Raw genomic sequence first — 19959 nt, 5'->3', positions numbered from 1 at the left:
GAATTATTTCTATATTAATTTTTTTGTTTCTTTTGTTATATTTTCTTTTGTTAGTCCAAAGTAATTATAAATTACTTTGTAAGGTGCACTTTTACCAAATTCGTTAATTCCAAAAATTTTTCCACTTTCGCCAATGTATTTCTTCCAACAATCACTCGAACCAGCTTCTATTGATATTTTATATTTTGTCTCATTTACAATTTTCTTTTTATAAGAATTTGATTGTTGATCAAAAAGTTCCATACATGGCACTGATACAACTTTACTATAGATTTTTTCTTTGGCTAATTTATGACTTGTTTCGATTGCAAGATTAACTTCTGAGCCACTAGCAAAAATAGTTAATTTAATTTTTTTATTAGTTCTAAGAATTTCATAAGCTCCAAGTGAACATTTATTTTTTGGTGAATATTTTTTTCTAATTGGATTTAAATTTTGTCTGGTTAAAGATAAAATACTTGGAGTTTTTGAGCTTTTTAAGGCATGTTCCCAGCATTCAATTGTTTCAACTCTGTCAGCTGGTCTAAAAACATTCAAATTTGGTATTGATCGTAAGCCTGATAATTGTTCTATTGGTTGATGTGTTGGACCATCTTCTCCAAGACCAATGGAGTCATGGGTCATAACGTAAATTACCCTTTGCTGCATTAAAGCTGACAATCTAATTGAAGGTTTGCAATAATCAGAAAATATTAAAAAAGTTCCACCGTAAGGAATAAAATTACTATGTAGTGCAATTCCATTCATTATCCCACTCATTGCGTGTTCTCTAACACCATAGTGTATGTAATTTCCATCAAATTTTCCTGGTTCAATAATCTTATGTTTTTTTGTTTTAGTATTATTAGATCCAGCTAAATCTGCAGATCCTCCAATAAGACAATTATTTTTATTAGTTAATGCATTTAAAGTTAGTTCAGAGGATTTCCTTGTTGCCAAGCTCTTAAGTTCTTTTAAAGCATTTTTCTTTTCTGCATCAAGAATGTTTTTAAAGTTATTTTTTGCAACTTGGTTAAATTTTTTTTTATTTTTTTTAAATAATATATTCCACTTTTTCTCAATAAATTGACCTTTGTCTCCAATTTTTCTCCATTCTTTCAATAATTTATTTGGAATTTCAAAAGGTTTATAATTCCAATTTAAAACTTTTCTGACTAGCTTAATTTCCTCTAGTCCTAACGGACTGCCATGTGAAGATGATTTACCAGATTTATTTGGCGAACCATATCCTATTTTTGTTTTGCAAGAAATAACAGTTGGTCTTTTTGCATTTTGAACTTTTTTTAAAGCTCTATTGATTTGTTTTTCATTATGACCATCTATTAAAATATAATCCCAACCATAGCTTTCAAATCTTTTTTTAAAATTATCTGATACCGCAAGACTAGTTGGACCATCAATTGAAATTTTATTATTATCAAATAGCATTACTAAATTTTTAAGTTTTAAATGACCAGCCAAACTCATTGCCTCATGACTAATTCCTTCCATCAAACAACCATCACCAGCTAAAACATAAGTTTTATGATTAATTAAGTTTTCCCCTAATTTTTTTTTTAAAATTTCTTCAGCGATTGCAAAACCAACAGCATTAGCTATTCCTTGTCCAAGAGGGCCCGTGGTAGTTTCAATGCCAGTTTTTGGATGATATTCTGGGTGACCCGCACAAACAGAATTAAGTTGTCTAAACTTTTTTATGCTATTAATTGAAACGCTTTTATATCCTGTTAGATGCAGTAGAGAATATAACAACATCGAACCATGCCCAGCTGAAAGAACAAATCTATCTCTATTTAACCAATCTGGATTTTTTGGATTAAATTTTAAATAATCTTTAAACAATACTGTTGCAACATCAGCCATACCCATTGGCATCCCCGGATGTCCAGAATTTGCTTTTTGAATAGCATCGATTGATAAAAATCTAATGCAATTAGCTAATTGATTGTGTAGTTTACTCAAAATTATCCTGACTAGACTAAGAAGAATCTATTTTATAATATAAACATATATATATGAATTCTATAAACGAAAAAGAAAAAAAATTAAATATAGCTTTGGAGGAATTAAAAAATTTGGATCTTAGCAATCCTGATTTACAAAAAAATATTGAGAATTTAAATTTGCAAAAAAATCAATTAGAAATTGAAAAAAATGAACTTGAAAATAAATACAAAAATTTATTAGAGGAACATGAAAATTTGTCAAAAAAACTTAAAGAAATAAAAGATAAAGAGAAACTAGAGCAAAGAAAGCAAATAGAATTTTCTGAAAAAATAGATGAATTAAATCAAGAAACAGATACTTTATTAGAGGAAATTGATAAATGGCAAATGTAAAAGTTAAATTTAACAACAAAGAGTTTTTATTATCCTGTGATGATGGACAGGAAGAGCATTTAGAAGAATTATTATTTCATATTAATCAAAAATTTAACCAGCTTAAAGATGATCTTGGAAATCTAGGGGAAAATAAGCTTCTTTTAATTACCGCAGTTAAAATTATGGATGAATATTACGAAACAAAAAAAAAAGTAGATCAAAAAAAGAAGGAACTTTACGATTTGACTAATAAATTTAAGGAGCTGAAATCATTAATTTATGAATATAAAGATCAGAAAGATTCAGAGATTAAAGAATTAAATTTAAATCATAAAAATTTCAAAAGCGAAATTGAAGAAAATCAAAAAAAATATGAGCAGTTGATTGATGAAGCTGCTGATGAAATTTCAAATTTTGTAAAAAAAGCAAAATTAGAAAATATTTCTCAATAATTTAGTGACAAAATCAAAGTTAAGAAGAAAAATTTTAAAAATTAGAAAAAAGAATTATAATGAAAATTTAAAAATTATTCCTTCGATAATTAATTTATTTTTTAAAAATAAAGGTTTTAAATTTAACAGTATAGGTGGTTATTATCCTTGTAATTTTGAAATTGATGATTCTGACATTTTGAGTTTCTTTGAAAAAAAAAACATTAGAATTTCATTACCTGTAATAAAAAAAAATAATCAAATGAATTTTTTTGAGCATTCAATGAGTGATCCTTTTAGTATAAATAAATATGGAATATCTGAACCTTCATCTTCAAAAAAAGTTTATCCAGATATAATATTTATTCCTTTAGTAGCATTTGACAGAAATCTTAATAGATTGGGTTATGGTGGAGGATTTTATGACCGTTATTTAGAAAAAATTACAAAGATTAAAAAAACAGTGAATATTGGTTTGGCTTTTTCACATCAAAGAGTAAAAAAAATTCCCATATCTAAATTTGATAAGAAATTAGATTATATTATAACAGAAAAAGAAATATTTGAATGAGAGTATTATTTTTAGGTGATGTTGTAGGAGTATCAGGTTGCTCAAAACTTGTTAGTAATTTGATGAGTGAAAAAAAATTAAAAGAAATAGATTTTGTGATTGCCAATGGAGAAAATGCTGCTGCTCAGGGAGTTGGTTTAACAAAAGAAATATGTGAAGATTTTTTTGCATGTGGAGTAGATGTTATTACAACGGGAAACCATGTTTGGGATCAAAAAGATATAATGAAATATATTGATACTGAAGAGAGATTATTAAGACCAAAAAATTTATTTGAGCCAGCACCAGGTAAAGGATTTCATGTATATCACTCAAAAGATAACGTAAAAGTTGGAGTTTTGAATTTAATGGGAAACGTTTTTATGAAAAAATGTGAAGATGTATTTGAAATTTCTCAAAAATTTTTAGAAAAAAATAAGTTAAAACATGACTATGATTTATTGATAATTGATTTTCATGGAGAAATAACAAGTGAGAAGAATGCTATTGGTCACTTTTTTGATGGTCACGCAACTTTAGTGGTAGGTACACATACACATATACCTACAAATGATGCTAGAATTTTAAAAGGTGGTACTGCCTATCAAACTGATGCAGGTATGTGTGGAGATTATGACTCTGTTATTGGAATGAACAAAGAAAATTCACTTAATAGATTTTTAAAAAAAAATTCAGTAAAACATTTTCCTGCAACAGGTGATGCTACTTTATCTGGAGTTATTGTAGATTGTGATATAAATACTGGTTTAGCAAATAATGTACAAAGTTATATATTTGGAAACCAATTAAAAAATTTTTAATTTATTATGGCTGGACACTCTCATTGGGCTGGAATTAAACATAAAAAAGGAAAGGCTGATAAACAAAGGTCTAAAATATTTTCAAAATTATCAAAAGAGATTACAGTTGCCGCAAAACTTGGTGATAAAGATCCAGCAATGAACCCAAGATTAAGATCAGCTGTCCAGGCTGCTAGATCAGCAAATATGCCAAAAGATAATATTGAAAGAGCAATTGATAAATCATCTGCTGCAACAGGTTCAAATTTTGAAAGCTTAAGATACGAAGGTTTTGGACCAGAAAAAGTTGCAGTTATTGTTGAAACTTTGACTGATAATAAAAATAGAACAGCATCTAACATTAGAACCATGTTTCAAAAAGCTGGAGGTAGTTTAGGTACCCAAGGATCTGCTTCTCATAACTTTAAACAGTTAGGTGTTATTAAAATTGAAAAAAAAGAAATTAGTAATGATGATATCTTAGATCTAGCAATAAGTGCAGGTGCACAAGATTGTTTGTCGAAAGAAGATCATCATGAAATACATACAGAGATAAATGAAATTTATGAAGTTAAGAAAAAATTAGAAGAAAATATAAGCAACTTTATTTCCACTAATATAGAGTGGGTGCCATTAAATACTTTAGATTTATCTTCGGATGGCAAAGAAAATATGATTAAGTTTTTAGAACAGCTAGATGAAGATGATGATGTTCAAAATATATTTACAAACTCAAAAATGATTTATTAATGACTATAGTTGGCATAGATCCTGGTGTAAGCGGAGCAATTTGTGTATTAAGAGATGGTAAAATTACAATGATCTGTGATATGCCGATCATGATTGATGGTACTAAATCAAAAAGACAAATTAATGCAGCTGAACTTGCTAATATTTTAATTAACCAAAAATTAAATTTTGAGGATAAGGTAATTTTAGAGAGTGTGAGTGCTATGCCCGGTCAAGGAGTAACAGGAATGTTTAGTTTTGGTCAATCTTTTGGAGTAATTAAAGGAGTTTGTGCTGCTTTAAAGTTATCTTTACATTTAGTGAGGCCTGTTAAATGGAAAAAACATTTTAACTTATTAAATTCTGAGAAGGATGCTAGTAGAACTAAGGTAATTGAAATGTATCCATATATTGCTTCTGAAGTCTCTAAAAAAAAAGATTCTAATAAGGCAGATGCAATTTTGATAGCAAAATATTTTTATGAAAACTTACCAAAATAGGTCTCTAATTAAATTTTTGATTATATAATTACTAAATAAGAGTCAAAATAAAGACACATTTCAGTGTGATTAGTAATTATGGAAGCAGATATCGCGTCAAAAGCAGTCGAGTTAGGAACTAACACAGACTTCTCCTTATTTAGTTTATTTTTTAGAGCAGACATAATTGTAAAATCTGTAATGATAATTTTAATACTTTGTTCAGTTTATTCCTGGGCGATTATTTTTGATAAATACAGGTTATTTAAAAGAATTAACAAATCGTCTGAGGAGTTTGAGGAGAAATTTTGGAATTCTAAGTCTGCAGAAACTTTTTACAATAGCTTACCTAGTAAACTTGACGATCCTATGTCTCTAGTATTTCAAAGTGCAATGGAAGGTTTATTGAAAAAGAAATCAAGAAATAATCTGAGCGAGAGAATGAGTGCATCTTTAGAGGCTGGAATGGAAAAAGAAATGACAAAAATTGAAAAAGGTTTTACCTTTTTAGCAACGGTTGGTTCAACAGCGCCATTTATTGGATTATTCGGAACAGTTTGGGGAATCATGAATTCTTTTCAATCGATTGCAATTTCTAGAAATACAAGTTTAGCGATTGTAGCACCTGGTATCGCCGAGGCTTTATTTGCTACTGCCTTAGGACTTTTAGCTGCAATCCCGGCAGTAGTTGCTTACAATAAATTTAATAATGACTCAAAAAAATATTCTGAAAAGTTAGAGAATTTTTCCAAAAGATTTTTAACAATTATTTAAATGGCTTTTAAGTTAAATCGCTCTTCAAAAGAACCAATGAGTGAAATCAATGTCACACCCTTTGTGGATGTTATGTTGGTATTGTTAATAATATTTATGGTAACAGCTCCTTTGTTGACAGTAGGTGTGCAAGTTGATTTACCCGAAAGTTCTGCAGATTCATTGCCAGAAGAAACAGAACCTTTAACCTTATCAATTAATGCAAAAGGAGAAATATTTATTCAAGAGTCTAAAGTTGAATATGATAATATTATTGCAAAAGTTTTAGCAGTTTCAAAAAATAGAACTGATACTAGAATATATGTTAGAGGTGATAAAACTATTAATTATGGTAGGGTTCTTGAAATCATGGGACTTCTGTCAGGATCAGGTTTTACTAAAGTAGCATTAATTTCAGAACCTTATAAGCAGAGGTAGTAAGTGTGAATGGAAGTATAATAGTTTCCTCAATTCTACATGCTGCATTAATTTTAGTAACAGCTTTAAGTTTGCCATTCTTAGCTAAAAAACCACTTGATATTCCTCCCATAGTATCTGTTGAACTAATTCAGATAGCTGAAAAGACAAATATTCCTTATGCACCAAAGGCAAAAAAAACTTTAGAAAAAGTAAAAGAGAAAGAAAAAAAATTAGTTTCAGAACAAGCTCCTCCAAAAAAAGTAAAAAAAAACAAAACTAAAACTGTAGTTTCTTCTGAAAAAACTAAAAAAAAAATTGAAAAACAAAATCCAGAAGCTGTTCCTTTACCAAAAAAAAATTTAAAAAAAATTGAAACAAAAGAAGAGAAAAAACAGAACCCTGACAAAGTAGATACTAAAGTTAAACAAGTATCTGAATTTGAAAAAAAAGATTTATTTGATCCAAATAATATTGCAGCTTTGATTGATAAGTCAAAAGAGGAGGCTGCTGAGACAATTAAAAAAAATAATGATGATATTACTCAAGATAAAGTAAAAAATATTGAAAGCACCGGCCTCACCTTAAGTGAAGAGGATGCTCTTAAAGCTCAAATTTTTGGTTGTTGGAGTATACCATTGGGTTTACCATACAATGAAAATTTATTGGTAAGAATTAAATTGGAATTAAAACCAGATGGATCAGTTACTAAAACAGAAATTTTAGATCATGCAAGGATGAACAAGCCTGGACAAGGATTTTATAAGGTTTTGGCTGAAAGTGCATTGAGAGCAGTAAAATTATGTCAACCTTTGAGAGTCCCTAGCACTGGCTATGAAAGGTGGAAAGAGTTACAATTAAATTTTGATGCAAGAGAAATGTTAGAAGGCTAATATAAACGAGATATATGATAAGAATATTCTTTTTAATTTTAATTTTTATTCCCTTAAAATCTTTTGCTCTAATTGAAGTTGATATTACTAGAGGAAACTTAAACCCTCTACCATTAGCAATATCACCTCTATCTATAAATGAACAATCAAGATTAAGCTTTGAAAAAGTTCTTGAAAAAGAAAATATTGGAGAGGAAATTTCACTAATAGTTGAAAATAATTTAAGAACCTCAGGTTTGTTTAATCCATTAAATAAAGATGCTTTCTTGCAAGCTCCAGACATAGCTCATTTAAAGCCTAGATTTGAGGATTGGAATCTAATTAAAGCCCAAGCACTTGTTACCGGGAAAGTAAGTTTTGAAAATGATAAGTTGAGAGTTGAGTTTAGATTATGGGACGTACTTGCTGCTAAAGAAATGATGGCTTTAGCATTTACAACTGTTCCAACAAATTGGAGAAGAGTAGGTCATATTATTTCAGATAAAATTTATGAGCGATTGACTGGTGAGAAAGGATATTTTGATACCAGAATAATTTATGTAGCAGAAGAGGGCCCAAAGACTCAAAGAATAAAAAAATTAGCAATCATGGATCAAGATGGATTCAATAATAAATTTTTAACATTAGGAAACGAATTGGTTTTAACTCCAAGATTTAATCCAACGAGTCAAATGGTGACATATTTATCTTATTTTAGAAATCTTCCGAGAGTATATTTATTAGATATTGAAACTGGAACCCAAGAAGTAGTTGGAGATTTTCCTGGCATGACTTTTGCACCTAGATTTTCTCCTGATGGAAAAAAAATTATTATGAGTTTTGCGAATGATGGTAAGTCAGATATTTATACAATGGATTTAGAAAATAGAATAGTAGAGAGGATTACCAATCATCCCTCAATTGATACTTCACCATCCTATTCCCCTGATGGAAAATATATTACATTCAACTCAGATCGAAGTGGATATCAGCAAATTTATATTATGAAAAGTGATGGCAGTGACGTCAAACGAATTTCTTTTGGAAATGGCTTGTATGGTACACCTGTATGGTCACCAAGAGGAGACTTAATTGCATTTACAAAATTACATAAAGGTAAGTTTTATATAGGAGTTATGAGAACTGATGGAAGTGGTGAAAGATTATTAACAGAAAACTATTATCAAGAGGCACCGTCTTGGTCACCTAATGGAAGAGTTCTAATATTTTATAGAGAAACTAAAACAGATTCGAAAGGTGAGGGTTTTACTGCAAAATTATGGTCAATTGATTTAACAGGCTACAATGAACGACAAATAATTACGCCCACAGATGCCTCTGACCCATCATGGTCATCTTTATTAAGCAATTAATAAAAATCAAAGGTATACCTCTAATTGAATAATACTAAATTTCTTGATTTTTATACTTGAAACATCTATTTAGTTGTGAAAAAGTGTAAAATTGAATTTAGCAGCAAGGAGCAATTTAATGAATTTAAGCAAAATTTTTAAAAATACATTATTGGTATTAACGGCATGCCTAGTTTTATCTGCGTGTGCAACAAAAAAAGAAGTAGCAATACAAGAGGAGCCTCCTAAAAAAGAAGAGCCTAAGAAAGAAGAGAAAAAAGAGGAGGTAACTAAAATTGAAAAAATTGCAGGACAAATGCAAGGCGATGTATATGTGGGAACAGAATCGGTAAAATATTTGGCTGATGGTGTTCCTGATAGAGTTTTCTTTGCGACTAACGAGTCAATACTTACAACTGCTTCAAGAGAAACATTAAGAGCCCAAGCTGCTTGGTTAAGACAAAATCCTGGCGTTACAGTAGTTGTCGAAGGTCATGCAGATGAAAGAGGAACTAGAGAGTACAACTTAGCTCTTGGTGAGAGAAGAGCAAATGCTGCTAAAGACTACTTAATGACTTACGGTGTATCTTCTGACAGGATAACAGTTTTAAGTTATGGAAAAGAAAGACCAGTAGATTCAGGTTCTAACCCATTAGCATGGTCAAAAAACAGAAGATCAGTAACTGTTAAAGCAAACTAAAATTAAAATTATAAGACCCCAATACTATTAAAAGTTTTGGGGTCTTTTTTTTGCCATTTTAATACATAAAGTTATTTATAAATGAAAAATCAATTTAAAATTCTATCTTTTAAATTCATTTTCTTTTTTACTATATTATTTACAACCAACATTTCTTTTGCAGATAATCATAACATTTATGAGACATTAGAAATTATAAAAAATGATCTTAAAACACTTGAAAGAGCAGTTTACTCAGGTTCAATTGAAATTAAAACAAAAGCAAATGATCAAAATTTTGTTGAAACTGATACAAATTCTGAAGATGTCTTAACACGACATTTACTTAAGTTGTCTGAGGTTGAAAATCAATTTAGGGAACTAACAAATAAATTTGAGGAAATTAATTTTAAATTAGATAAACTTTCAAATAGATTAACAAAAATTCAAGCTGATACACAAGTCAGATTTCAAGAAATAGAAACCGATTTAAGTAACATTAACACTAATGCCGCTAAACAATTAAGCTCAAAACCCAAAGTAGAGGAAAACAAGATGCTACCTGGAAGTTCTCAACCACAGCTTCTAGGCTCGATAACATATAAAGACACAGAAACATCTGATACATCACAAAAAATCGAGTCAGTTGATACAACTGCTTCGGTAGTTACAGAAATTTTTGAGAATGAAGAAAAAATTTTACCTCAGGATTTGTCAATTAGAAAACAATATGAATTCGCAACAAGTTTTTTAAAGGTTGGAGACTACGGAACAGCGGAAAAAGCATTTAGAGAGTTTGTATTAACTCATCCCAATGATGAGTTAGCTGGTAGTGCTCAATATTGGTATGCAGAAACTTTTAGAATTAGACAACTTTACACTGATGCAGCATCTGCATATTTAGAAGGTTATCAGAAATACCCCAAAGGTAAAAAGGCTCCAATTAATTTACTCAAACTTGGAGTTTCAATGGTTCAAATTGGTGAGAAAGACCAAGGTTGTAAAATGATAAATGGTGTAGAATTGCAATATCCAAAAGCTAATCAATCTGTATTACAAAAAGCAAAATATGAGTCTAAGAAATTTGACTGCATCAAACAAGACTCATAGGATTTTAATCAATAAACTAAAAGATAAAAAAATTTTTCAAATTTATGAAAAATTTGAAAAAGAGTTTAGATTAAAAGATGATTTCTTAGTAGCTGTATCAGGAGGACCAGATAGTTTAGCTCTTGCTTTTTTAACAAAAATTTATGCAATTAAAAATTCGATTAAAGCACATTATTTTTTAGTTGATCATAAATTAAGGAAAAATTCCTCAGAGGAAGCAAAGTTTGTTAAGAATCTATTAAAAGATTATTTGATTAAATTAAATGTCCTTAAGTGGAATGGAAAAAAACCTATTAAAAACATTCAGTCATCAGCAAGGTTTAAAAGATACAATCTTTTAATCCGTCAAGCAAAAAAATTGAATATAAAGAATATTTTATTAGGCCATCACAATGATGATTTAATTGAAAATTTCTTTATTAGAATGACCAGGGGTTCTGGCCTAAATGGACTGGTCTCATTTGATGCTCAATCTGAGTATAAAGGACTTAATTTGATTAGACCTTTACTTAAATTTTCTAAGAAAGATCTGATATTTATGTCAAAAAATATTTTTGAACAATATGTTGAGGATCCATCAAATAAAAATGATAAGTATAAGAGAACTTATATTAGAAATTTAATACAGAATCTCCAATTTCAAGGCTTTGATAAAGATAAATTTAATTTAACTATAAAAAATCTAAAATTTGCAAATTTTTCAATGAGTTATTTTGTTGAAAAAAATATTAGGGATAACAGTGTAGGGTTTGATGAAAAAGATTCGATATTTTTGAATAAAAATTTTTTTAATCAGCCAGAGGAAATAGTATTTAGATCTTTGATACAAATTATAAAATCTGTAGGTCATAAATATTATCCAGTTAGAGGAAAAAAAATTAATATGATAATAGAACTCGTTAACAAACCTAATCCCTTTAAAATAACTCTAGGGAATTGTTTGTTAAAGAAAGTTAATAATACAATCATTGTGACAAAAGAGGCCTAAAGTAAAAGAAATAACTGATATTTTGTCACTTGTTAATTGGCTAATAATTCTTATTTTAACTATATGAATTTAAAAAATCTAGCTATGTGGGGAATAATAGTTTTTTTAACTATTGGTCTTTATAATATGTTCAAAAATCCTCAATCTAATATTAGAGGAGGAAATCAAATAATTTTTTCAGATTTTTTATCTTCTGTGGAGAATGGTGAAGTATTAAAAGTTGAAATTCAAGGAAATAATATAAAAGGAGTTTATTCTAATGGTAATACTTTTTCTACATACGCACCTAACGATCCTAATTTAATAGAAAAGTTATCAGAAAAAGGTGTAAGTATATCTGCTGCACCTTTAGAGGAAAAAATGCCTTCTTTATTTGGCGTACTTCTTTCCTGGTTTCCAATGCTTCTTTTAATTGCTGTTTGGATATTTTTTATGAGACAAATGCAAGGTGGTAAAGGTGGTGCCATGGGATTTGGTAAATCAAAGGCAAAAATGATGAACGAGTTGAAGGGTAAAGTAACTTTTAATGATGTTGCTGGCGTTGAGGAAGCGAAAGAAGAAGTAGAAGAAATAGTAGAATTTTTAAAAGATCCAAAAAAATTTAGTCGACTAGGAGGAAAGATACCAAGAGGTGCATTGCTCGTAGGTCCTCCAGGAACAGGTAAAACTTTATTAGCGAGAGCAATAGCTGGCGAAGCAGGAGTTCCTTTTTTTACAATTTCAGGATCTGATTTTGTTGAAATGTTTGTTGGAGTAGGTGCTTCAAGAGTAAGAGATATGTTTGAGCAAGGAAAAAAGAATTCACCTTGTATAATTTTTATTGATGAAATTGATGCTGTAGGAAGAAGTAGAGGAGCTGGACTTGGTGGAGGTAATGATGAGAGAGAACAAACCTTAAATCAATTATTGGTTGAGATGGATGGTTTTGATACCAATGAAGGTGTTATCATTATTGCTGCAACTAATAGACCTGATGTACTTGATCCAGCATTACTAAGACCCGGAAGATTTGACAGACAAGTTGTTGTTTCAAACCCAGATATTATTGGTAGAGAAAAAATTTTGAAAGTGCATGTCAAAAAAATCAAAATATCACCAGATGTAAATTTGAGAACTATAGCTCGCGGAACACCTGGTTTTTCAGGTGCAGATTTAGCTAATTTAGTTAACGAAGCTGCTCTTTTGGCTGCAAGAAAAAATAAAAGAATCGTTACATTGTTAGAATTTGAAGAAGCAAAAGACAAAGTTATGATGGGTGCTGAGAGAAGGTCAATGGTTATGACTGAAGATGAAAAAAAATTAACAGCATATCATGAAGGGGGTCATGCATTGGTTTCGTTTAATATGCCAAGCTATGATCCTATTCATAAAGCTACAATCATACCTAGAGGAAGAGCTTTGGGAATGGTAATGAATCTACCCGAAAGAGATAAGCATGGTTATTCAATTAAATATCTAAAAGCTAGATTGGCTGTTTGTTTTGGTGGCAGAGTTGCGGAAGAATTAATTTTTGGAAAAGATAATATTTCTACAGGTGCTGGTGGCGGAAGCGGTTCTGACATTAGCCAAGCAACACAATTAGCTAGAGCAATGGTAACTAAATATGGAATGAGTGAAGAAATGGGACCAGTAGAGTATGGTGAAAATCAAGAAGAGGTATTTTTGGGAAGATCAGTGACTCAAACTCAATCAGTATCAGAAGACATTGCTCAAAAGATAGATAAAGAGATAAGAAAATTAGTTGATGAGGGATACAATGAAGCTAGAAAAATATTAACAGAAAAAATTGAAGATCTTCATAAAATTGCAAAAGCTCTTATAACTTATGAAACTTTAACAGGTGAAGAAATTGAAAATATAATTAATAAAAATTTATACCCTAAAGATAAAGTTTTAGAAAATACTGATCAAAAAGATGATCAGGACTCAGCTTTAGGAGCGATGGGTTTAAAGCCAAAAATAGTACATTAAATTTATGCATAGACATTACACTAGAGCGTGTAATTTCTACTATGGAAACCAATCAAAAGAATTAGTAAATAAAAAAAAAGCAATTCCCTTAAGTCAAATAAAAGAAATATCTTTCGATCAAATTGAAATAATTACAAGAAAATCAAAAAAAAAAATATTTATTAATCAAATTAAAAATTTACCAAGGTCATTAAAAGCAAAAGTTGAATTTGATATTCAAAAAATTAAATCAAGTAAAAAAAATTTTTCAAATTTTAATTTTAAAAAAATTCCAAATATTTTAGGTGTATTAAATTTAACGCCAGATAGTTTTTCTGATGGCGGAAAATATAATACAAAAAAAAAAGCAATTGAACGAGCTATTCAATTATTTAATCAAGGAAGTAATTTAATTGATGTTGGAGGCGAGTCTACAAGGCCAGGATCAAAATCTATCAATGATAAAATTGAATGGAATAGAATTAAAAAAATATTAAATTTTTTAAGTAAAAAATTTCCAATATCTTTAGATACAAGAAAATCTAAAATTATGAAAAAAGGTATTAAATTGGGTGTTAAATTAATCAATGATGTTTCGGGATTAAGTTATGATTCTGATACTATTAATGTTTTGAAAAATTATAAAATTCCTTTTGTCATTCAGCACACACAAGGCAATCCAGATAATATGCAAAAAAATCCAAAGTACATGAATGAATTGTTAGATATTTATGATTTCTTTGAAGAGAAAATTAAACTAATAAGATCTAAAGGAATTAGACACAATAATATTATCTTAGACCCTGGTATTGGATTTGGAAAAAATTTGAAACATAATATGAATTTAATTAGAGGTATTTCTATTTTTCATTCACTGGGTTTTCCTATACTTGTTGGTAATTCAAGAAAGAGATTTATTAAAGAAATTTCAGGTATCAACGATAGTAAATTTAGAATAGGAGGGACATTGGCATCTTCAATTTTTTTAATGTCTCAAGGGGTTCAAATATTAAGAATTCATGATGTAAATGAGCTTATGCAGGGTATAAAAACTTATAAAGAAATCATAAAAAATTAATGGCAAAAAAATACTTTGGAACTGATGGAATAAGAGGACCTATTAATGGACAAAAGATTAATGGGGACATGTTTTTTAAATTTGGTTTAGCAAGTGGAACTTATTTCAAATCTCAAAAAAGAAGAAAACAAATAGCAATTATTGCAAAAGACACAAGATTATCTGGATATACTTTGGAGCCTGCATTGGTAGCGGGTCTAGCTTCTGCTGGAATGCATGTATTTACCTTAGGACCATTGCCAACAAATGGTCTAGCCATGATGACTAAAGCGATGAAAGCTAATTTGGGCATTATGATTACGGCCTCACACAATCAACATTATGATAACGGATTGAAATTATTTGGTCCCGATGGAATGAAATTATCAGATAAAATAGAGAAGAAAATCGAAAGAATTATTGATAAAGATATTTTACACAATTTGTCAAAGCCTGAAAAATTAGGTAGGGTAAAACGATTAGAGACTGGTACAAAAAAATACATTAAAATTTTAAAAAAAAATTTTAATAAAGAATTTAATTTAAGAGGGTTAAGAATAGTAATCGATTGTGCAAATGGTGCTGCCTATAGAGCGGGACCTGAATTACTAAAATCTTTAGGTGCAAAAGTTATAGCTATAGGAGTTAAACCAAATGGTTTAAACATAAATAAGAATTGTGGTTCAACTTTTCCAAATAAAATTAAATCTGCAGTAAGAAAATATAATGCACATATTGGAATTTCTTTAGATGGTGATGCTGACAGAATTATTATGTGTGATGAAAAAAGTAATATTGTAGATGGAGATCAAATTATTGCTGCTCTAGCAACAAGATGGAAAAATAAAAAAATGCTAAAGGGTGGTGTTATAGGCACACTGATGTCAAACTTTGCTTTAGAAAAATATTTTCAATCTAAGAAAATAAAATTTATTCGTGCAGATGTAGGAGATAGATATGTTAAAGAAAAAATGCAAAAATATAAATTTAATTTAGGTGGCGAGCAATCTGGACATATTATATTAGGTAAATTCGCTACAACAGGAGATGGTTTGCTTGTGGCCTTGGAGACTCTTTTTGCATTAAGAAAAGGAAAAAGAGCAAGTGATTTTTTTAATACATTTAAGAAAACTCCACAAATATTAATAAATATAGATGTAAAAAATAAAAATATAATTCAGAATGATGAAGTTAAAAAACAGATTAAAATTGCAGAGAAGTTGATAAAAGGTCATGGACGTATTTTAGTAAGGAAATCAGGAACAGAGTCAAAAATAAGATTAATGGGTGAAAGTGAAAATAAAATTCTTTTATCTAAATGTTTAAATATTATACAAAAAAAAATAAAATAATTTGAGACTAAAATCAAAAATTTTAATTATTGCAGGATCTGATTCATCAGGTGGTGCTGGAATTCAAGCTGATATAAAAACTATAACAGCTTTAGGGTCATATGCGATGACAGCTATTACAGCAGTAACAACTCAAAATACCACGGGAGTAAAATCAATTATTGCAATTAACCCAAAAGAAATTTTAAATCAAATTGTTTTTACATCTAATGATATAAAACCAGATGCAATAAAAATTGGTATGCTTCATTCTCCAGAGGTAATTAAGTTTGTAATAAAATCTTTAAATAAAATCAAAGTTAAAAAAATAATTTTAGATCCAGTAATGGTTGCTAAAGGTGGCGTTAAATTAATAAATAGTAAAGCAATCGATCTTTTAAAATCAAAATTAATACAAAAAGTTTTGCTTATCACACCCAACATACCAGAGGCAGAAATTCTTACTAAAACTAAAATAAAATCTAAAGAAGAAATGATTTATGCAGCATATAAATTAATTAATTTTGGAGCAAAAAATGTACTTATTAAAGGTGGTCACTTAGAAAGCAAATTTGTAGAGGATGTTTTTGTAAGTAAGGATGAACTTAAAATCTTTAGAAACAAAAGATATAATACACAGAATACACACGGAACTGGGTGTACTTTATCTAGTGCAATAACAACATTTTTATCATGTGGAAAAACTGTAAAGAAATCTTGTGAGCTTGGAATTAAGTATGTAAATTCTGCAATTAATTCTAACCCTAAATATGGAAAAGGACATGGCCCAATAAACCATCTCATTTCAATAAAAATAGATAAAAAATTTAAATAATGAAAAATATAGTTGTTGTTGGATCTCAATGGGGTGATGAAGGAAAAGGCAAAATAGTTGATTGGTTATCAGAGCAAGCAGATATTGTAATTAGATTTCAAGGAGGGCATAACGCAGGACATACACTTGTCATTGATGGAGTAACATACAAATTAAGACTGCTTCCATCTGGAATTGTCAGAAAAGGAAAAATTTCAATAATTGGAAATGGAGTGGTTGTAGACCCATGGGCTTTACTAGATGAGATTGAAGAAATTAAATCTAAAGGTGTAGAAGTTAACACAGATAACTTTATTATATCAGAATCTGCAAATTTAATTCTACCATTTCATAGAGAAATGGATGAGATAAGAGAAGATGCTGCAGGAAAAGGTAAAATAGGAACTACAAGAAGAGGAATTGGACCTGCTTATGAGGATAAGGTTGGAAGAAGATCTATACGAGTAATGGACCTAAGATCTGAAAAAAACTTAGATCAGAGATTAGAAGCAGTTCTAGTTCATCACAATGCGATAAGAAAAGGTTTAGGAAAAAAAATTTTTGAGAAAGATCAGCTGAAATCTGAATTACTTAAAATAGCACCTAAAATATTAGAATTTTCACAACCTGTGTGGCTAAAAATTGATCAATTCAAAAAACAAAAAAAGAAAATATTATTTGAGGGAGCGCAAGGAATCTTGTTAGATGTTGATCATGGAACATATCCTTTTGTAACTTCATCAAATACAGTTGCATCTAGTGCAGCTACAGGAACTGGATGTGGCCCCAACTCTATTAATTATGTTCTAGGAATTACCAAAGCTTATACTACTCGAGTGGGAGAAGGTCCTTTTCCAACCGAATTAACTGACAATATAGGTGAATTGCTAGGAACAAGAGGAAAGGAATTTGGAACAGTAACAAGTAGGAAAAGGAGATGTGGTTGGTTTGATGGAGTTTTAGTAAGACAAACAATAAAAGTTTCAGGAATAGATGGTATAGCATTAACCAAATTAGATGTTCTTGATGAATTAGATGAAATTAAAATGTGTATAGCATATGAACTTGATGGAAAAACAATAGATTATTTGCCGGCAGCTGTAGAGGATCAAATTAAAATTAGACCTGTTTACAAAATTTTTCCAGGATGGAATGTTTCTACAAGTGGAATTAAAAATATGGATTCGTTACCAGAAAATGCAAAAAAATATATTTTTGCAGTTGAAGATTTTATTGGTGCAAAAGTATCAAGCGTATCCACGAGTCCTGAAAGAGAAGATACAATTTTAATTGAAAATCCTTTTGATATTTAATTTGCAGGTAATAGGTTTTTAGATTTAGCTAAAAGAAGCATCTGTTTTTGAAGTTTTTCAAATGCTTTATTTTCTATCTGTCTGACACGTTCTCTACTAATTTTATACTGCTTACTTAAATCTTCCAGGGTGGTTGGATCATCATTCAGTCTTCTCGAATATAAAATTTCTCTTTCTCTATCATTAAGAATTTTTATAGAGTCTTTTAAGAGATCTTTTCTATTTTCCATTTCTTCATGTTGAGCAAATTTTAAATCATGATCAAGTTCTTTATCAACTAACCAATCTTGCCATTCATCTCCATCTTCTCCAACTTGAGCATTTAATGAAAATTCTTTTCCAGAAAGTCTTCTATTCATTGAAACAACTTCTTCCTTGCTTACATCAAGTTTATTAGCAATATGGTTTACATGCTCATCTCTCAAATCACCTTCAGTTTCAGGAGATATTTGATTTTTTATTTTCTTTAAATTAAAAAATAATTTCTTTTGAGCTGTAGTAGTTCCAATTTTTACAAGACTCCAAGATCTTAAAATATACTCTTGGATAGATGCTTTAATCCACCACATTGCATATGTCGCTAATCTAAAACCCTTTTCAGGTTCAAATTTTTTAACAGCCTGCATGAGACCGACATTTCCCTCAGAAATCATTTCATTTACTGGTAAACCATACCCTTTGTAACCCATAGCTATTTTCGCGACCAGCCTTAAATGGCTTGTAACTAGTTTTTCTGCCGCTTTTACATTTCCAGTTGTCCTCCAATTTTTAGCTAACATATATTCTTCTTCTGCAGCCAACATTGGAAATTTTTTAATCTGTTCCAAGTATGCAGAAAGACCACCCTCATTGGAAAGTGCAGGTAGATTATTGCTCATAGTTGTGCTCATAGCAGTGTTTATTTAGTTAATTATACCTAATTTTCAATAATTTATTCTTCAGTATTTCTTAGCATTTTTAAAATACTATTTAGTTCTTGAGGCAAAATTGAGGTAAAAATCAACTCTTTCTGAGTTCTAGGATGAACAAAGCCTAAAGTTTTTGCGTGTAGAAATTGTCTGTTTAAATTTGTAATTGAGTTTTGAATGTCAAAATCGACATTTTTTAATTTTTTATATTTTTTTTTATATTTATCATCACCAACTAAACTATTGCCTTTATAGTTCATGTGTACTCTTATTTGATGAGTTCTCCCAGTTTCTAATTTACATTCGACTAAACTTAATGTTGGAATTTTTTTATTTTCAAAAATTTCAATTGTTTTGTAATTTGTTATAGCTTTCTTACCTTTAGAGCGGCTCACCTCCATAAGTTGTCTATTTTTTGAACTACGAGTTATAAATGTTTCTATTCTTCCAAAAGACGGTCTAAGTTTTCCCCATATTAAAAGTTGGTATTCTCTAATAATTGTATGGTTGCTGAACTGTTTCGATAAATTTTCATGGGTCTCATTATTTTTTGCTATCACAACTAAACCTGAGGTATTTTTATCAATTCTATGAACAATTCCAGGCCTTAATTCATCCCCAATTGTTGACAAAGATTCTTTGTTGTAATGCATTAATGCATTTACAATTGTTTTGTCATAGTTGCCTGCCCCAGGATGCATTATTATTCCTGCAGGTTTATTAATTACTAATAAATCTGAATCTTCAAAAACAATATTTAATTTAAAATTATAAGGTTTTAAAGATGCAATCTCTGGCTCTGGAATTGTAAGATTTACCATATCACCAATCGAAACTTTTTTCGATGGGTTCTTAATTATTTCATTATTTAGTTTTAATTTTTCTTTTAAAATTAAATTTTTAACTCTGGTCCTACTAATAATTTCGTTTCTTTTGTTAATTAATACATCGACTCTTAAATTCTTTTCTTCTTCTTCAACTATAAAATTAATGCTTTTTTCCATAAAATATAATATTAATACTATATGCGCTTGTAGCTCAACTGGATAGAGCGCCAGATTTCGGCTCTGGAGGTTCAGGGTTCGACTCCTTGCAGGCGCACCAT

21 protein-coding genes and 1 tRNA gene are annotated in these 19959 nt (G+C 29.6%); 19 read left to right on the top strand and 3 right to left on the bottom strand.

All coding sequences use genetic code 11. The features are described from left to right. Positions 1-9: 9 nt before the first annotated feature. On the bottom strand, positions 10-1962 hold the full coding sequence (gene tkt / locus ACTTBN_RS04300; protein WP_440681169.1) for a transketolase: 1953 nt from the start codon (positions 1960-1962) through the stop codon (positions 10-12). Between the two features lie 53 nt (positions 1963-2015). Here tkt and ACTTBN_RS04295 point away from each other — a divergent pair, with 53 nt between their 5' ends. From ACTTBN_RS04295 to ACTTBN_RS04210, 18 genes are all read left to right on the top strand, one after another. Then, positions 2016-2339, top strand: a complete 324-nt coding sequence (locus ACTTBN_RS04295) for a 5-formyltetrahydrofolate cyclo-ligase (protein ID WP_440681168.1) — start codon at positions 2016-2018, stop codon at positions 2337-2339. Then, positions 2327-2773: a cell division protein ZapA gene (locus tag ACTTBN_RS04290; protein ID WP_440681167.1), complete on the top strand. Its 447-nt coding sequence runs from the start codon at positions 2327-2329 to the stop codon at positions 2771-2773. The genes ACTTBN_RS04295 and ACTTBN_RS04290 overlap by 13 nt, the downstream gene beginning before the upstream one ends. 4 nt (positions 2774-2777) lie before the next feature. Beyond that, positions 2778-3323: a 5-formyltetrahydrofolate cyclo-ligase gene (locus ACTTBN_RS04285; protein WP_440681166.1), complete on the top strand. Its 546-nt coding sequence runs from the start codon at positions 2778-2780 to the stop codon at positions 3321-3323. Continuing rightward, a complete protein-coding gene (locus ACTTBN_RS04280) occupies positions 3320-4123 on the top strand; it encodes a TIGR00282 family metallophosphoesterase (RefSeq protein WP_440681165.1) in 804 nt (267 codons plus the stop codon). Before ACTTBN_RS04285 ends, ACTTBN_RS04280 begins: the two co-directional genes overlap by 4 nt. Positions 4124-4129: 6 nt before the next feature. After that, entirely contained in the window at positions 4130-4852 is a 723-nt protein-coding gene (locus ACTTBN_RS04275; protein WP_440681164.1) for a YebC/PmpR family DNA-binding transcriptional regulator, read from the top strand. Continuing rightward, positions 4852-5331 (top strand): crossover junction endodeoxyribonuclease, encoded by a 480-nt coding sequence (locus tag ACTTBN_RS04270; RefSeq protein ID WP_440681163.1) that lies wholly within the window; start codon positions 4852-4854, stop codon positions 5329-5331. The genes ACTTBN_RS04275 and ACTTBN_RS04270 overlap by 1 nt, the downstream gene beginning before the upstream one ends. A 78-nt stretch (positions 5332-5409) precedes the next feature. Then, on the top strand, positions 5410-6084 hold the full coding sequence (gene tolQ, locus ACTTBN_RS04265; protein WP_440681162.1) for a protein TolQ: 675 nt from the start codon (positions 5410-5412) through the stop codon (positions 6082-6084). Further along, positions 6085-6501 (top strand): protein TolR, encoded by a 417-nt coding sequence (gene tolR, locus ACTTBN_RS04260; protein ID WP_440681161.1) that lies wholly within the window; start codon positions 6085-6087, stop codon positions 6499-6501. Positions 6502-6506: 5 nt separating this feature from the next. Continuing rightward, positions 6507-7373: an energy transducer TonB gene (locus tag ACTTBN_RS04255; protein ID WP_440681160.1), complete on the top strand. Its 867-nt coding sequence runs from the start codon at positions 6507-6509 to the stop codon at positions 7371-7373. 14 nt (positions 7374-7387) lie between these two features. Next, positions 7388-8725, top strand: coding sequence for a Tol-Pal system beta propeller repeat protein TolB (gene tolB, locus ACTTBN_RS04250; protein ID WP_440681159.1), 1338 nt, complete (start codon positions 7388-7390; stop codon positions 8723-8725). A 118-nt stretch (positions 8726-8843) separates the two neighbouring features. Further along, entirely contained in the window at positions 8844-9404 is a 561-nt protein-coding gene (gene pal, locus ACTTBN_RS04245) for a peptidoglycan-associated lipoprotein Pal (protein ID WP_440681157.1), read from the top strand. Between the two features lie 81 nt (positions 9405-9485). Continuing rightward, positions 9486-10493 carry a tol-pal system protein YbgF gene (gene ybgF, locus ACTTBN_RS04240; protein WP_440681156.1) on the top strand — a complete coding sequence of 336 codons (1008 nt, stop codon included), beginning with the start codon at positions 9486-9488 and terminating at the stop codon, positions 10491-10493. After that, a complete protein-coding gene (tilS, locus tag ACTTBN_RS04235) occupies positions 10453-11481 on the top strand; it encodes a tRNA lysidine(34) synthetase TilS (RefSeq protein WP_440681155.1) in 1029 nt (342 codons plus the stop codon). Before ybgF ends, tilS begins: the two co-directional genes overlap by 41 nt. 63 nt (positions 11482-11544) lie before the next feature. Then, a complete protein-coding gene (gene ftsH / locus ACTTBN_RS04230; protein ID WP_440681154.1) occupies positions 11545-13452 on the top strand; it encodes an ATP-dependent zinc metalloprotease FtsH in 1908 nt (635 codons plus the stop codon). Between the two features lie 4 nt (positions 13453-13456). Then, complete coding sequence (gene folP / locus ACTTBN_RS04225; RefSeq protein WP_440681153.1) at positions 13457-14509, top strand: dihydropteroate synthase; 1053 nt, start codon at positions 13457-13459, stop codon at positions 14507-14509. Beyond that, positions 14509-15840: a phosphoglucosamine mutase gene (gene glmM, locus ACTTBN_RS04220; protein ID WP_440681152.1), complete on the top strand. Its 1332-nt coding sequence runs from the start codon at positions 14509-14511 to the stop codon at positions 15838-15840. Before folP ends, glmM begins: the two co-directional genes overlap by 1 nt. 1 nt (position 15841) lies before the next feature. Then, entirely contained in the window at positions 15842-16654 is an 813-nt protein-coding gene (gene thiD, locus ACTTBN_RS04215) for a bifunctional hydroxymethylpyrimidine kinase/phosphomethylpyrimidine kinase (protein ID WP_440681151.1), read from the top strand. Next, entirely contained in the window at positions 16654-17946 is a 1293-nt protein-coding gene (locus ACTTBN_RS04210; protein WP_440681150.1) for an adenylosuccinate synthase, read from the top strand. Before thiD ends, ACTTBN_RS04210 begins: the two co-directional genes overlap by 1 nt. Here the strand turns inward: ACTTBN_RS04210 and rpoH are convergent. Both rpoH and ACTTBN_RS04200 read right to left on the bottom strand, forming a co-directional pair. Next, positions 17943-18824: an RNA polymerase sigma factor RpoH gene (gene rpoH / locus ACTTBN_RS04205; protein WP_440681149.1), complete on the bottom strand. Its 882-nt coding sequence runs from the start codon at positions 18822-18824 to the stop codon at positions 17943-17945. The two genes, ACTTBN_RS04210 and rpoH, sit on opposite strands and share 4 nt — an antisense overlap. 53 nt (positions 18825-18877) lie before the next feature. Next, positions 18878-19858 carry an RluA family pseudouridine synthase gene (locus ACTTBN_RS04200; protein ID WP_440681148.1) on the bottom strand — a complete coding sequence of 327 codons (981 nt, stop codon included), beginning with the start codon at positions 19856-19858 and terminating at the stop codon, positions 18878-18880. 23 nt (positions 19859-19881) lie between these two features. Between ACTTBN_RS04200 and ACTTBN_RS04195 the strand changes: the two genes are divergently transcribed. Then, positions 19882-19958, top strand: a tRNA-Arg gene (locus ACTTBN_RS04195). The last annotated feature ends 1 nt before the right edge of the window (position 19959 follow it).

Source organism: Candidatus Pelagibacter sp. HIMB1623 (assembly GCF_052047695.1).
Classification (GTDB): domain Bacteria; phylum Pseudomonadota; class Alphaproteobacteria; order Pelagibacterales; family Pelagibacteraceae; genus Pelagibacter.
This window is presented reverse-complemented; position numbering and strand designations above follow the sequence as displayed.